Here is a 12957-nt window from a genome sequence, read left to right as displayed (position 1 = left end):
CTGCCGGCCCCGCTCGGCTACCCCCTCCCCCCTCCCGCCGACTGCCGACCCCATCGGCTACCGACCCGCAGCAATCGCGTCGATGAGCTCGAAGGCGGTCTTGCCGTCGAGGGTCTCGCGGATGACGTCGGCGTGGCCGGCGTGCCGGGCGATCTCCTGGATCAAGGTGAGCAGCAGAAAGCGCATGGAGCGCACACTGCCCTCGGGGAACCACGGCGCCGGGGGCAGCGGGAAGGTTCCGTTGAGGTCGGGCAGCGAGCGGATGAACCTCTCGGTCTCGGCCGCCGCCTCGTCCCAGAAGGCGAGCACGTCCTTGACCGTCGCCCGCCCCTCCTCGGGCTCGAAACTCAGATGCCAGTTGGACGAGTCGCGCGGGATGGAGTGCGGCACCTGCTTGGCGTCCTCGACCCAGCCCTGCTCGACCTCGGCGACATGCTTGAGCACGCCGAACAGCGACAGCTCGCTCGCGGACGGCTTGAGGGCCGCCTGCTCGTCGGTGAGGCCGTGCAGCGTCCGGCGGACGGCACCGCGCTGGGCCTCGAGGAAGCCCAGGAGGGCTCCGGCCTCGTCGCCGTGGGCTTCCTGGTTCACCAGAGTGGGCATGGGTCCGCCTTCCGTCGGTTCTTCGGGAGTTCTGTCTCCCGATGTCTCCGACGCTACGGACCCTTGCGGTCAGCTTCTGTCCTCAACAACAGCATCTGTCCTCAACAACCAACACCTCAACAGCGCCGCGGATCAGAACGGGAACTGGCTGCGGCCGTACTGAACGGAGATCCACTTGGTGGTGGTGAAGTCCTCGACGAAGGAGTCGCCGTTGAGCCGCCCGAGCCCGGAGTTCCCCTCCCCGCCGAAGGGCACGATCGGCTCGTCGTGGACCGTGCTGTCGTTGACGTGGATCATGCCGGTGCGCACGCGCTTCGCGAAGCGCACCCCGCGCTCGATGTCGCCGGTGTGCACGGCGCCGCTGAGCCCGTACTCCGTGGCGTTGGCATGCCGGATGGCGTCCTCGTCCCCGTCGAAGGGGATCAGCAGGACCACTGGGCCGAAGATCTCCTGGCCGAGGATCGCGGCGTCCTCCGCGACCCCGGTGAGCACGCTGGGCGCGACGAGCGTGCCCTCGGCCCGCCCGTGCAGCAGCGCGGTGGCGCCCTCGGCGATGGTCTGGTCGACGAGGGCGCTGATGGCCTCGGCCTGGCCCTCGTTGATCAGCGGGCCGATGTGTGTCGTCAGGTCGCTCGGGTCGCCGACTCTCAGCGACCCGACCTTGGCCACGAACTTCTCGGTGAACTCGCGCTCGATCCGGCGATCCACGAGCACCCGGTTCGCGGCCATGCAGACCTGGCCCTGGTGGACGAAGCGGCTGAAGACGGCGGCGTTCACCGCGTAGTCCACATCGGCGTCGTCGAGGACGACCAGGGCGCTGTTGCCGCCCAGTTCCAGGATGGAGCGCTTGAAGTGGGAGGCCGCGACGGTGGCGACATGGCGGCCGACCTTGTCCGAGCCGGTGAAGGAGATGACCTTCGGCACCGGGTGCTCGATCAGGGCGTCGCCGATCTCGGCGATATCGGTGACCACCACATTGAGCAGCCCGGCGGGCAGCCCGGCGTCCTCGAAGACCTTGGCGACCAGCCCGCCACCGCAGATCGGAGTGTTCTGGTGCGGCTTGAGCACGACGGAGTTGCCCAGCGCGAGCGCCGGGGCGACCGACTTGATCGACAGCAGGAAGGGGAAGTTGAACGGGCTGATGACCCCGACCACACCGACCGGCAGCCGGTAGAGGCGGTTCTCCTTGCCGTCGACCGGCGAGGGCAGGATGCGCCCCTCGGGCCGCAGTGCCAGCTGGATCGCCTCGCGCAGGAACTCCTTGGCGAGGTGCAGTTCGAATCCCGCCTTCACATGCGTGCCGCCGCACTCCGCGATGATCGCCTCCGTGAGTTCCTTCTCACGGTCCTCGATGATCCGCAGGGCCCGTTCGAAGACCAGGCGCCGGGTGTACGGATTGGTGCCGCCCCACTCCGGCTGCGCCCGCTCGGCGGCGCGGTAGGCCAGGTCGATCTCCTGGACGGTGGCCACGGTGATGGAGGCGAGCTTCTCCCCGTTGTAGGGGTTGAAATCGACGATGTCCCAGGAACCGCTGCCGGTCCGCCACTCACCGTCGATGTACTGAAAGGCCAGCTCGGAGAAGTAGGACATGCCATCCCTATCTGAAGGACGGGGTGCCGCCCGACGACACCGCGTACGCGTGGGGGATTGCTGACGGAACGTCATCCTACTGGCGTGTCAACGGCCTTGAAGGAGGCCCCGCAGCAAGTCACGGCTCTTTTCCGCGGACAGGCTGTCCGCGCTCAGCCGCTCCAACACCCGCCGGTACTGCCCCACTTCCTCGGGTTTGTCGAGGTAGAGCGCACTGGTGAGCTGTTCCAGATAGACGATGTCCGGCAGGTCGGACTCGGGAAAGCGCAGCAGAGTGAACGCGCCGCTCTCCCCCGCGTGTCCGCCGAAGGAGAAGGGCATCACCTGAAGCGTGACATTGGGCTGCTCGGAGACCGTGATGAGGTGCTGGATCTGGGCCCGCATCACGGCCTGTCCGCCGTAGGGCCGGTGCAGCGCCGCCTCGTCGATCACCACCTGGAAGGCCGGCCCCCGCTCGGAGACCAGCAGCTTCTGCCGCTCCATCCGCAGCGCGACCCGCCGCTCCACCTCGGAGTGGCAGGCATGCGGCTGGCCGCGGGTGACGACGGCGTGGGCGTAGCCCTCGGTCTGCAGCAGGCCGTGTACGAACTGCACCTCGTAGCAGGCGATATGCGAGGCGGCGCCCTCCAGACCGACATACGTCTGGAACCAACTCGGCAGCACATCGCCGTAGCTGTGCCACCAGCCCGCGACGTTGGCCTCGCGGGCCAGGCCCAGCAGGGACGCGCGCTCGGTCTCGTCCGTGACCCCGTAGAGCGTGAGCAGGTCCTCGATGTCGCGCGCCTTGAAGCTCACCCGGCCCAACTCCATCCGGCTGATCTTGGATTCGGAGGCCCGGATGGAATAACCCGCCGCTTCGCGCGTGATGCCACGGGACTCGCGCAACCGCCTGAGCTGAGAGCCCAGGAGAATCCGGCGCACCACCGATCCGCTCGACTCGCTCGCGCTCATGTCTGCGACCCTCCCTGTACGGAACGCACCCTTCCGAAGGCGACCCCCGCAGCCCTGAGGCCGAAGTCTGCCACTATTCGGGCTCCGCCCTGTACACATGTCGTTACTCAAGTGTGAGGCGTACACAAGGGGACGTAGGGAGAATGTGTGTCGAAGTTGGGTACATAGTCTCAAAAAATCTGCGTGCACGTGCATCTGCCCTTGCATCCGTTGTGCGCATTCGGAACCATAGGTCTTGCGCACGTGCAAGCTCGTACGAGATCTGGCCAGGATTCGTCAGGGCCACGGATGCAGGAGTGCTCGCATGGGGACCGAAGGCTCGACCATGCTGGAGCCCGTGTGGTTGGGGCTTCCCCCGATCGACGCCCCGGGCGTCTCCGGTTCCGCCTCCTGCTCGCTGCCCACCTGCTTCGAAGCGGTCCAGGGAGCTCGGCGCTTCACCGGGGCCACGCTCGCGCAGTGGGAACTTCCGGACATGTTCGACGAGGTCGCCCTGGTCGTCTCCGAACTGGTCACCAACGCCCTGCGCCACGCCGTCCCCGGCGTCTGCCCCGACGGCCGGCCGGACGCGGAGGCCGAGACGCAGGTGCGTCTGCACCTGATGCGCTGGCGCTCACGCCTGGTGTGCGCGGTCCGGGACCCGAGCGAGCACAGCCCGGTGGCCGGTGAGGCCGACTCCAGCCAGGAGTCGGGACGAGGGCTCTGCCTCGTGGAGTCCTTCACCGACGACTGGGGCTGGCATCCGCTGGCCGGGACGCTGAACGGCAAGGTCGTCTGGGCGCTGTTCCTGCTGCCGCGCCCGCGCTAGGTGTTCCGTCCGGGCGCTCAGAGCGGGCGGGGATCGGCGCTCAGAAGGGCCTGGGTCGGCGCTCAGAGGGGGCTGGGTCGGCGCTCAGAGGGGGCTGGACTTCGGCGGGGCCGCCGTCATGCCGAGCGCGTGCAGCTGAAAGAGCCGCGTCACATCGTGGGCGGTGACGATCCCTTCCAGATGGCCATGGTCGACGACCAGGATCGGCATACCGCCCCCGGGCCGCGCCCCTCGCTCCATGACCTCGTTGAGAAGATCGCCCGGCACGGCGAGCGTGCACCGGGAGACCGGCGTGGCCACATCGCGCACCCGCTGGGCCCCCCGGCTCTCGGACGGCACCGCCGCGAGACCGCGCAGACTCACCAGCCCGCTCGGCCGGCCCTCGAAGTCGATGACCGGAAGCACCGAATGCCGGGCGGGCGCCGCCACCTCGTCGATGAAATGGTCCACGGTCAGCCAGTCGGCCCCGGCGGCCACCGGGTGGGACATGGCATCGGCCACCCGCACCCCGCGCAGGGCCGCGGTGACAGTGGCGTGCTGCCGCTCCGCATTGGCGATGATCACCATGAAGAGACCGATGAGCGCGAACCACAGACCGCCCGTGGACCCACGGATGAACGCCACCCAGCCGAAGGCGATCATCGCCATGCCGAAGATCTGTCCGCTGCGGCCCGCCGCCCGCTCGGCCCGCTCCCGGTCCCCCGTGCGCCACCACAGCACCGCCTGCACCACCCGGCCCCCGTCCAACGGCGCGGCAGGCACCAGATTGAAGACACCCAGCAGCAGATTGGCCCATCCCAACCACACCAGCAGCGCCGCGGGGATCCCCCAGCCGATCAGGCCGTGTGCCCCGATCCCCGCCCCGATCGCGGCGCCCCCGAGCACCAGGCTGGTGATCGGGCCGCTGACGGCCACCAGCAGCGCCGCCCCGGCGGTCCGCGGCCGGCCCATCCGGGTCATGCCGCCCAGCGCCCACAGCGTCACGTCCTCGACCGAGACTCCCTTGCTGCGGGCGGCGACCGCGTGCGCGGCCTCGTGCAGCAGCAGGCTCCCCATCAGCAGCGCGGCTCCGATCACGCTGGCGGCGGCGTAGACGGCGTCCGAGTGGCCCGGGGTCCAGGCCGGGAGCGTCTCATGGCCCAGGCCGTAGGCGAGCAGGGCCACCAGCACCGGGACGCTCCAGTGCATCCGCAGCGGCACCCCGAGAACATGTCCGACGCGCACCGACCCGTTCATAGCCGTATCACCCCAGCCGTCTCATCCAGCCGGGCATTACACCCACCTACCAGTGTCGCTCACCGCGGCGGGGCCGGAACGGGCCGCGTCAGGCCGGACCGGGTCAGGCCGGGTCAGGTCAGGCCGGGTCAGGTCAGGCGGGGTCGCGCACCAAGTGGTCGAATTCGCCGTCCTTGATGCCGAGCAGCATCGCCTCGACCTCGGCCGGGGTGTAAATGAGGGCCGGGCCGTCGGGGTAGCGGGAGTTCCGTACGGCGACATGTCCGCCCGGCAGCTTGGCGAACTCCACGCATGAGCCCTGGGAATTGCTGTGGCTGCTCTTCTGCCAGGCGGCCCCATGAAGGTCCGCGGCCGCCATGCCGTTGTACGGGTGGTCGCGCACAGGGCTCTCCACTGGTTGGTGCAGCTGTCAACTGACCCGGATCATAACCCTGTTGGAGCGCGAATGCATGAGCATACAACTGAGCAAATGCATTCGCAGATGCATCAGCAGATGCACGTGCACCATGAGTATCCAGACGATCACCCGATGATCACCGGGAAGCGTAGGGCAACGGCGATCCGTACGGTCGACATATACGGTCGATAGAGGTGACGCAGGAGACGCCCGACAGGTTCGCCCACATATGGAAATTCTCCCGGATTCCACCATTCCGGGCATGACATGCAAAAGCTCCCGCGCGTACACGACCCCCCAGACGGCGAGAACCGCAGGCCAGTGGCGGGGCCTGCGGTTCTCGCGCTCTTCTCGTGGGGAATCAGCGCCCAGCGGCGGTCGGCGTCCCGGAGGGCTCGGCCAGCGCGGTGGACATGGAGGCCGGAGTGCCGAAATTGGGAGTGCCGTCGGCGTTCCAGTTCACCTTCTGGGCCCGGGTCGTCCGGGTGCCGCTGCAGCCGTCCGTGGACTTGGAGTTGGCGTGATAAGCCATCCAGACCTCCTTCCCGTCGGGCGACGGGAAGAAGAAGTTGTGACCGGGCCCGTAGACCCCGTTCGCGTCATTGCGCTGGAAGACCGGGTTGGCGAACTTCTTCCACGCCCCCGCCGCCAGCGGGTCGCCGCCGGTCAGCTCCATCAGCCCCAGCTTGTAGTCGGGGGTGTCGCAGTGCGAGGCGGAGAAGGTCAGGAAGGTCCGCCCGTCGTGCTGGAGGATGGTCGGCCCCTCATTGACCCCGGAGCCCGCCTTCTCCCAGTTGTAGGTGGGGGTCGCGATGCGAACGGCGCCGCCGGTCGGGGTCCACGGGTTGCTCATCCGGACCGCGTACAGGTTCTGCGTGCCTCCCTCCCAGAAGGAGTAGAGCATGTAGAGGCGGCCGTCGGGCATGGACAGATAGCTGCTGTCGATCATCCAGCGGTTGTCGCCGTACGGATCGACCTGGCCCTTGTACGTGTACGGGCCCAGCGGGTTGTTCCCGGCGCTCTCCAGGACATGGACGTGCTGGTGGTCGATGTCCGTGGAGACGCCCGCACTGTAGGTCAGATACCAGCGCAGGCCGTTGGGGCCGTTGAGGCGGTGCAGCTCGGGCGCCCAGAAGTTGCAGCAGCGGGACGCGACGGTCTCGCGGTAGATCGTGGTCGGGGCCGCGGCCTTCAGGCCGCCGAGCGTGGTGGCCCTGCGCATCTCCCAGTGGGAGGCCCAGGTGGTGCCGAGGTGGTAGTAGTACCCGGCGTAGCGGATGATCGTCGGGTCCGCGCCGTTCTGCGTCACGATCGGGTTGGTGAACGTCCCGGCCGCCACAACGGAGTCGGCTCCGGCGGCGGGCGATCCGGCTCCGGCGGCGGGCGAGTCGGCCCTGGCCGCGGGTGCGCCGCCCGTCTGGAGTAAGGCGAGGAACGCGAGGAGGGCCGCCGCGAGGAGCGGCAGCGCTCTGGTACGGATGCGGGTCATTGACGGCTCCAAGGTTCGAAATTTCGAACACTATTCGTCATTCCGGACGGAACGTAGAGCTGCCACGTCTCAGGGTCAACCCCTTTCACAGCCGTACCTCGCCTCGACAGGCCTTGTCAGACCCCCCTGTCACACTCACCGACATGAGATGGGCGGTGGCGGAGACGGGCGACGGGGGTGCTCGTCTCTGCCCGCTGGACCCCATGGGGCGGGCCGCCGGTCCCATCATCGAGGTCACGGCCGCGGCCGGCGGTGCCGTCGAGGCCGTACGATCCCGGCCGGACGTCGACCGCTGGGTGTGGCGGTCGACCTCCGAGCTCTACCCGCGGCTCCTCACCGCGGGCCTCCGCGTCGAGCGGTGCTACGACCTGGAGGCCGCCGAAGCCCTGCTGCTGGGCCACGAGGGGCGGTCCGGCGAGCCGCGCTCACTGGCCGCGGCGTGGGCGCGGCTGCGCGGGCTGCCGGTCCCCGAGGACCCGCCGCTGCGGGCGGCCGAGACCCAGCCGTCGCTCTTCGAGCCCGGCCCGGTGCCCCTGCCGCCCGGCACCGACCCCCTCGACGCACTGCTGGCAGTCTACGCCGGACAGCTGGCCCGTACGGAGGCGGCCGAGCACCCCGGCCGGATGCGGCTGCTGACGGCCGCCGAGTCGGCCGGGACGCTGGTGGCCGCCGAGCTGCGGCGCGCCGGGGTGCCCTGGCGGGCCGACCGCCACCGCGAGCTGCTGGACGAGCTGCTCGGCGAGCGTTATCCGGGCGGCCTGGAGCCGCAGCGGCTGGCCGAGCTGGCCGACGAGGTGTCCCGCGCCTTCGGGGGCGTACGGGTGCGGCCCGATCTGCCGGCCGAGGTCGTCAAGGCGTTCGCGCGCGAGGGCATCGCCCTCGGCTCCACCCGGGCCTGGGAGCTGCGGGACATCGACCACCCCGCCGTGGAGCCGCTGCTGCGCTACAAGAAGCTCTACCGCCTGCACACCGCGCACGGCTGGGCGTGGTTGCAGTCCTGGGTGCGGGACGGCCGCTTCCGGCCCGAGTATCTGCCCGGCGGCACGGTCTCCGGCCGCTGGACCACCAACGGCGGCGGGGCGCTCCAGATCCCCAAGGTGGTGCGGCGGGCGGTGGTCGCCGACGAGGGGTGGCGGCTGGTGGTCGCCGACGCCGACCAGATAGAGCCGCGTGTGCTGGCGGCCGTCTCCCGCGACCCGGGCCTGATGGAGATCGCGGGCAGGGGACGGGATCTGTACGCGACGCTGTCCGACCGCGCCTTCTCCGGCCGGCGCGACCTGGCCAAGCTCGCGCTCCTCGGCGCGATCTACGGCCAGACCTCGGGCGACGGTCTCAAGCACCTCGCGGCCCTGCGGCGCCGCTTTCCGGCGGCCGTGGCGTACGTGGACGAGGCGGCCCGGGCGGGCGAGGAGGGGCGGCTGGTGCGCACCTGGCTGGGCCGCACCTGCCCGCCCGCCTCCGCCGGCGGGGACCCGGCCGACGAGGCGGGCCTGCCGCGCGACCAGGAGGAGGAGCCGACGTACGGCAGCACGGCCGGCGCCCGCGCCCGCGGGCGGTTCACCCGTAACTTCGTCGTCCAGGGCAGCGCCGCCGACTGGGCGGTGCTGATGCTCGCCGCGCTGCGGCAGTCGCTGGCCGGGGCGGGGCTCCGCGCGGAGCTGGTCTTCTTCCAGCACGACGAGGTCATCGTGCACTGCCCGGCCGAGGAGGTTCCACAGGTGCGGGAGGCGATCGCGGCGGCGGGCGAGACGGCGGGGCGGATCGCCTTCGGCGAGACGCCCGTGCGGTTCTCGCTCACCACGGCCGCCGTGGAGTGCTACGCGGACGCCAAGGACCACCCGGACACCGGCGAACACGCCGGACACGCCGCATACGCCAAACACGCGGACGCCAAGGACTAGCCAGCAGGCACCAAGCGGCCCGGATCGGCAGCGGCAGGGGCCGTTCCTCGCCCGACCGGCGCAGCACCGCAGGCGAGGCGCGCGGTCCGGCACACACGATGATCACAGGGCCGCCGGGGCGACGGCCCGCCACGCCGCCCGCACAGGCGACCTGAGCACGCAGGAGACCTGACATGACCATCAGCCTCGATCGGTTGCGCCGCTGCTCCATCGCCGTCGACCTCGGCGCCGCCAGGACCCGGGTCTATCTCAAGCGCACCGGCCTCGTCGTCGACGAGCCGACCGTCGCCGCCGTGAACACCCGCACCGGGGGACTGATCGCGGTGGGGACGCTCGCCGAGCGCATGACGGGCCGTACCCCCGCCCATATCCGGGTCGTACGGCCCGTGTCCGGCGGCAGGGTCGTCGACATCGCCATGGCCCAGCGCATGTTGCGGTTCCTCGTCGGCAACAAGCTGCGCCGGGCCTGGCGGCGCAAGCCGCTGCTGAGCGCCGCCGTCTGCGTCCCGCACGACGCGGACCCGCTGGCGGAGCGCGCCGCCGTCGAGACGCTGACCGGACTCGGCGCCCGGCGGGTGGAGCTGGTCGACACCCTGATCGCCGCCGCCGTGGGCTGCGGCCTGCCGGTCGACCGGCCCGAGGCGACGATGATCGTGGTGTGTGGGGCGGCCAGCACCCAGGTCGCGGTGTTGTCGCTGGGCTCGATCGTCGCCGCCGAGCGGGTGCCGGTCGGCGGGGAGACGATCGACCACGCCGTCGTCCAACATGTGCGCAACGAGCACGCGTTGATGCTGCCGAGCCAGGCCGTCCGCCCGCTGCACCTGGCCCTGAGCGGCACCGGCACGGCCGTGAACGACACGGAGGTGCACGGCCGGGATGTGGCCACCGGCCTCGCCCGCTCGGTGCGGATCGACATCGAGGGCATCCGGGCCGTGGTGCAGACCCCGCTGACCGGGGTGCTCGACGCGGTCGGCGCGGTGCTCCGCCGCTGTCCGCCCGACCTGGTCGCCGACCTCGCGGAGCGCGGCATCATGCTGGCGGGCGGAAGCGCGGGGCTGGCCGGGTTCGACGATCTCCTGCGGGAGGCGACCGGCATGCCGCTGCACATCGCCGAACACCCCGACACCTGCGCGGTCTTGGGGCTGGGCGCGATGCTCGAGGGCTCGGTGCGGCCCGTCGTCCTGGACCCCCTGGCCCCCTGACGGCCGGTGCGGAACGGCGCCGTCCGCGATCGCTTCAAGAATCTTCGCCACGAGTTGAGCGGCGGTCCCGCCCCGTCCGTAGTGATGGAGGAAGAGGCCGTCCGGGCCACACAACCCCCGGCCAACACACCGGGAGTGTCTGCTGATGATGTCCAACTCGGGTTCCGTCCTGGAGGTTCTGGTGCGCGACGACGCCGCCGTGACCGATGCACATCGGTCGAGATCCCAGCGCGGTACGCCGGACGAGGAGCTCATGCGCGCGCTCTACCAGGAGCACGCCGGGCCGCTGCTCGCCTTCGTACTGCGCCTGGTGGCAGGCGACCGGCACCGGGCCGAGGACGTCGTCCAGGAGACCCTCGTCCGCGCCTGGCGCAACGCCGACCAGCTCAGCAGGGCCACCGGCTCGATCCGGCCCTGGCTGGTCACCGTGGCCCGGCGGATCGTCATCGACGGGCACCGCAGCCGCCAGGCCCGCCCGCAGGAAGTCGACCCCTCCCCGCTGGAGCTCATGCCCGCCGAGGACGAGATCGACCGCGCCCTGCGGCTGATGACCCTCTCGGACGCGATGCACGACCTCAGTGACGCGCACCGGGAGGTGCTCGTCGAGACGTACTTCAAGGGCCGCACGGTCAACGAGGCGGCCCAGACGCTCGGCATACCCAGCGGGACCGTGCGGTCCCGTGTCTTCTACGCGCTGCGCTCCATGAAGCTCGCGCTCGAGGAAAGAGGAGTGACGGCATGACCGCGCAGGCGCACCACGCCGGGCACGACGCCGTCGGCGCGTACGTACTCGGCGTCCTCGACGACGCGGACGCCACGTATTTCGAGCAGCACCTCGCCGGTTGTGAACAGTGCGGACGCCGGCTCGACGAGTTGGCGGGGCTGGAACCCATGCTGGCGGAGCTGGCCTCCGGCGTCCCCGGTATCCACGGCGCCCCCGGCCGGCCCGGGCTCACAGGCGTCCCCCACTCCTTCACCGCCACCCCCAACGCCATCGAGACGCTCAACGCGAGCCCGGGCCCCGGGCTGCTGGACCGTATGGTCGGCGAGGTCGCCGTGGTCCGTCGTCAGCGGCGGCGCCGGCACCTCTCCCTGGTGGCCGCGGCCGCCGTCCTGATCATCGGCGGACCGCTCGGCGCGGTGGCCCTCACCTCCGACGACGGCTCGAATACGACCGTCAGTGCCGCGACCACCGTGAGCGAGGCCTTCGAGCGGATGTCCGCCAAGGTCCAGGCCACCGACCCGGACACCAAGGTGAACGCCGCGATCGCCCTGGACGACAAGAAGTGGGGCACCGACGGCATGCTGCGGCTGAAGAACGTCAAGGGCCCTCTCGCGTGCAGCCTGATCGCGGTCTCCAAGAGCGGCGAGAAGCAGGTCATGACGACCTGGTCGGTGCCCCCTCAGGGGTACGGCATCCCGGACAGCCCGGACAAGAGCGCCCGGGCCCCCCTCTTCACCCAGGGCGGCGCGGCCTACCAGCTGGCCGACATCGACCGTTTCGAGGTCCGCACGCTCGACGGGAAGCTCCTGGTCTCCGTGAAGGTCTGAGCGCGAGCAGCGTCCTCCTGCCGGCAGCCTCCTCCCCCACCCCCCACCATCACTCGGACCGACCATCACTCGGACCGCCGGTCATGGCGTGCGCCGACGTGTGCGCGGTGTTACACAGAGTGTGACAGTCGTCACCGTGTCCCGGGGGTCAGGATCCGAGGAGGCACCCGTGGCTGACCCGGACGCCCGTCAACAGCGCATGTTCGCCCAGTACGTGCTGCCCGAGGTGGAGGTGCTGCTGCGGGTGGCCATGTCACTGACCGCGCAGCCCGCCGACGCCGAGGATCTGGTGCAGGACACCTTGCTCCGGGCCTACCGGGCGGTCGGCCGGTTCGACGGACGCCATCCGCGGGCCTGGCTGCTGACGATCATGCGGCACGCGGAGGTGAGCCGACACCGTCAGCGCAGACCGCATCTGCTCGACGACCCCGACACCGAACTCGACCGGCTCGCGTCCGCCACGGGCGCGACGCCCGAGGAACTGGTGGTCGACACGGCCTTCGACGAGGCCGTGGACGCCGCGTTCACCGCGCTGCCGCTGCGCGACCAGCAGGTGGTGCGGCTGGTGCATGTGGACGGGCTGTCGTACGCGGAGGCCGCGCGGGTGCTGGGCGTGCCGAAGGGGACGGTGATGAGCAGGCTGCACCGGGCGCGCAAACGGATCCGGGATCGATTGGTGGCCGCGGGACCTCAAGGACAGCGAGGTGGGGCATGAGCAGGTGGTGGATGTGGTGGTGGAGCGCCGAGCGCCGACAGGCCGGGGAGTGCCTCGCGGACGGCGCGGAGCTCCAGTCGTATCTGGACGGTGAGCTGGACGCGCCGGCCGCGCGCCGGGTCCGGGCCCATGTGGCGCGGTGCCACCGCTGTGCCCGGGAGCTGGCCGCGTATCAGCGCATCACGAACGCGCTGACCTCCCGCGGGGCCCGCGAGGGCCCGGACGGAGCCGCGCTCGGACGGCTGCGCGACTTCGTGGGCTCCCTCGCGGGCTCCCTCGCGGACCCGGCCCCGGACCAGCCCCAGAGCCAGACCCGGAACCAGACCCGGAACCGGCTCCAGGACCGGAGCCAGGACGGGGTCCAGGGGCTGGAGCGGGCTCAGGACGGGGCCCCGGGGCCGGCGCCTGAAGAGGCGCCGCTGTCGCCGGGAGAGCCGGACGCCAGCGAGAGCGCGGTCCCCAAAGCGGGAGCGTGAGGTCGCGCAGCAGGACGAGGACGATCAGGCAGGCGCCG

The 12957-nt window shown here is 70.8% G+C and carries 13 protein-coding genes; 7 read left to right on the top strand and 6 right to left on the bottom strand.

Annotation, left to right across the window (positions count from 1 at the left end; genetic code table 11):
• Nucleotides 1–57 precede the first annotated feature (57 nt).
• The 3 genes from ACWY4P_RS28150 to ACWY4P_RS28140 all read right to left on the bottom strand — a co-directional run bounded on the left by ACWY4P_RS28150 (nt 58) and on the right by ACWY4P_RS28140 (nt 3144).
• Entirely contained in the window at nt 58–603 is a 546-nt protein-coding gene (locus tag ACWY4P_RS28150; protein ID WP_456203126.1) for a DinB family protein, read from the bottom strand.
• 132 nt (nt 604–735) lie between these two features.
• Entirely contained in the window at nt 736–2193 is a 1458-nt protein-coding gene (locus ACWY4P_RS28145) for an aldehyde dehydrogenase family protein (RefSeq protein WP_456203125.1), read from the bottom strand.
• 87 nt (nt 2194–2280) lie between these two features.
• On the bottom strand, nt 2281–3144 hold the full coding sequence (locus ACWY4P_RS28140; protein ID WP_456203124.1) for a helix-turn-helix domain-containing protein: 864 nt from the start codon (nt 3142–3144) through the stop codon (nt 2281–2283).
• A gap of 304 nt (nt 3145–3448) precedes the next feature.
• On the opposite strand from ACWY4P_RS28140, the gene ACWY4P_RS28135 reads away from it, so the two are divergent.
• Nucleotides 3449–3952, top strand: coding sequence for an ATP-binding protein (locus ACWY4P_RS28135; RefSeq protein ID WP_456203123.1), 504 nt, complete (start codon nt 3449–3451; stop codon nt 3950–3952).
• An 84-nt stretch (nt 3953–4036) separates the two neighbouring features.
• Here ACWY4P_RS28135 and ACWY4P_RS28130 read toward each other — a convergent pair whose 3' ends face one another.
• The 3 genes from ACWY4P_RS28130 to ACWY4P_RS28120 form a co-directional block, all read right to left on the bottom strand.
• Nucleotides 4037–5188 (bottom strand): site-2 protease family protein, encoded by a 1152-nt coding sequence (locus tag ACWY4P_RS28130; protein WP_456203122.1) that lies wholly within the window; start codon nt 5186–5188, stop codon nt 4037–4039.
• Nucleotides 5189–5321: 133 nt separating this feature from the next.
• Nucleotides 5322–5546: a DUF397 domain-containing protein gene (locus ACWY4P_RS28125; RefSeq protein ID WP_456213077.1), complete on the bottom strand. Its 225-nt coding sequence runs from the start codon at nt 5544–5546 to the stop codon at nt 5322–5324.
• A 400-nt stretch (nt 5547–5946) separates the two neighbouring features.
• Nucleotides 5947–7074, bottom strand: a complete 1128-nt coding sequence (locus ACWY4P_RS28120) for a glycoside hydrolase family 43 protein (RefSeq protein WP_456203121.1) — start codon at nt 7072–7074, stop codon at nt 5947–5949.
• A gap of 143 nt (nt 7075–7217) precedes the next feature.
• Between ACWY4P_RS28120 and ACWY4P_RS28115 the strand changes: the two genes are divergently transcribed.
• The 6 genes from ACWY4P_RS28115 (at nt 7218) to ACWY4P_RS28090 (ending at nt 12919) form a co-directional block, all read left to right on the top strand.
• Complete coding sequence (locus ACWY4P_RS28115; RefSeq protein WP_456203120.1) at nt 7218–8975, top strand: bifunctional 3'-5' exonuclease/DNA polymerase; 1758 nt, start codon at nt 7218–7220, stop codon at nt 8973–8975.
• A gap of 173 nt (nt 8976–9148) precedes the next feature.
• Nucleotides 9149–10177 carry a rod shape-determining protein gene (locus ACWY4P_RS28110; protein ID WP_456203119.1) on the top strand — a complete coding sequence of 343 codons (1029 nt, stop codon included), beginning with the start codon at nt 9149–9151 and terminating at the stop codon, nt 10175–10177.
• Between the two features lie 148 nt (nt 10178–10325).
• Nucleotides 10326–10919: a sigma-70 family RNA polymerase sigma factor gene (locus tag ACWY4P_RS28105; RefSeq protein WP_043491081.1), complete on the top strand. Its 594-nt coding sequence runs from the start codon at nt 10326–10328 to the stop codon at nt 10917–10919.
• Nucleotides 10916–11728 (top strand): zf-HC2 domain-containing protein, encoded by an 813-nt coding sequence (locus ACWY4P_RS28100; protein ID WP_456203118.1) that lies wholly within the window; start codon nt 10916–10918, stop codon nt 11726–11728. The genes ACWY4P_RS28105 and ACWY4P_RS28100 overlap by 4 nt, the downstream gene beginning before the upstream one ends.
• A 169-nt stretch (nt 11729–11897) precedes the next feature.
• Nucleotides 11898–12443 (top strand): RNA polymerase sigma factor, encoded by a 546-nt coding sequence (locus tag ACWY4P_RS28095; RefSeq protein ID WP_456203117.1) that lies wholly within the window; start codon nt 11898–11900, stop codon nt 12441–12443.
• Complete coding sequence (locus ACWY4P_RS28090; protein ID WP_456203116.1) at nt 12440–12919, top strand: anti-sigma factor family protein; 480 nt, start codon at nt 12440–12442, stop codon at nt 12917–12919. Before ACWY4P_RS28095 ends, ACWY4P_RS28090 begins: the two co-directional genes overlap by 4 nt.
• Nucleotides 12920–12957: the final 38 nt, after the last annotated feature.

The organism is Streptomyces sp. LZ34 (assembly GCF_053890475.1).
This window is presented reverse-complemented; position numbering and strand designations above follow the sequence as displayed.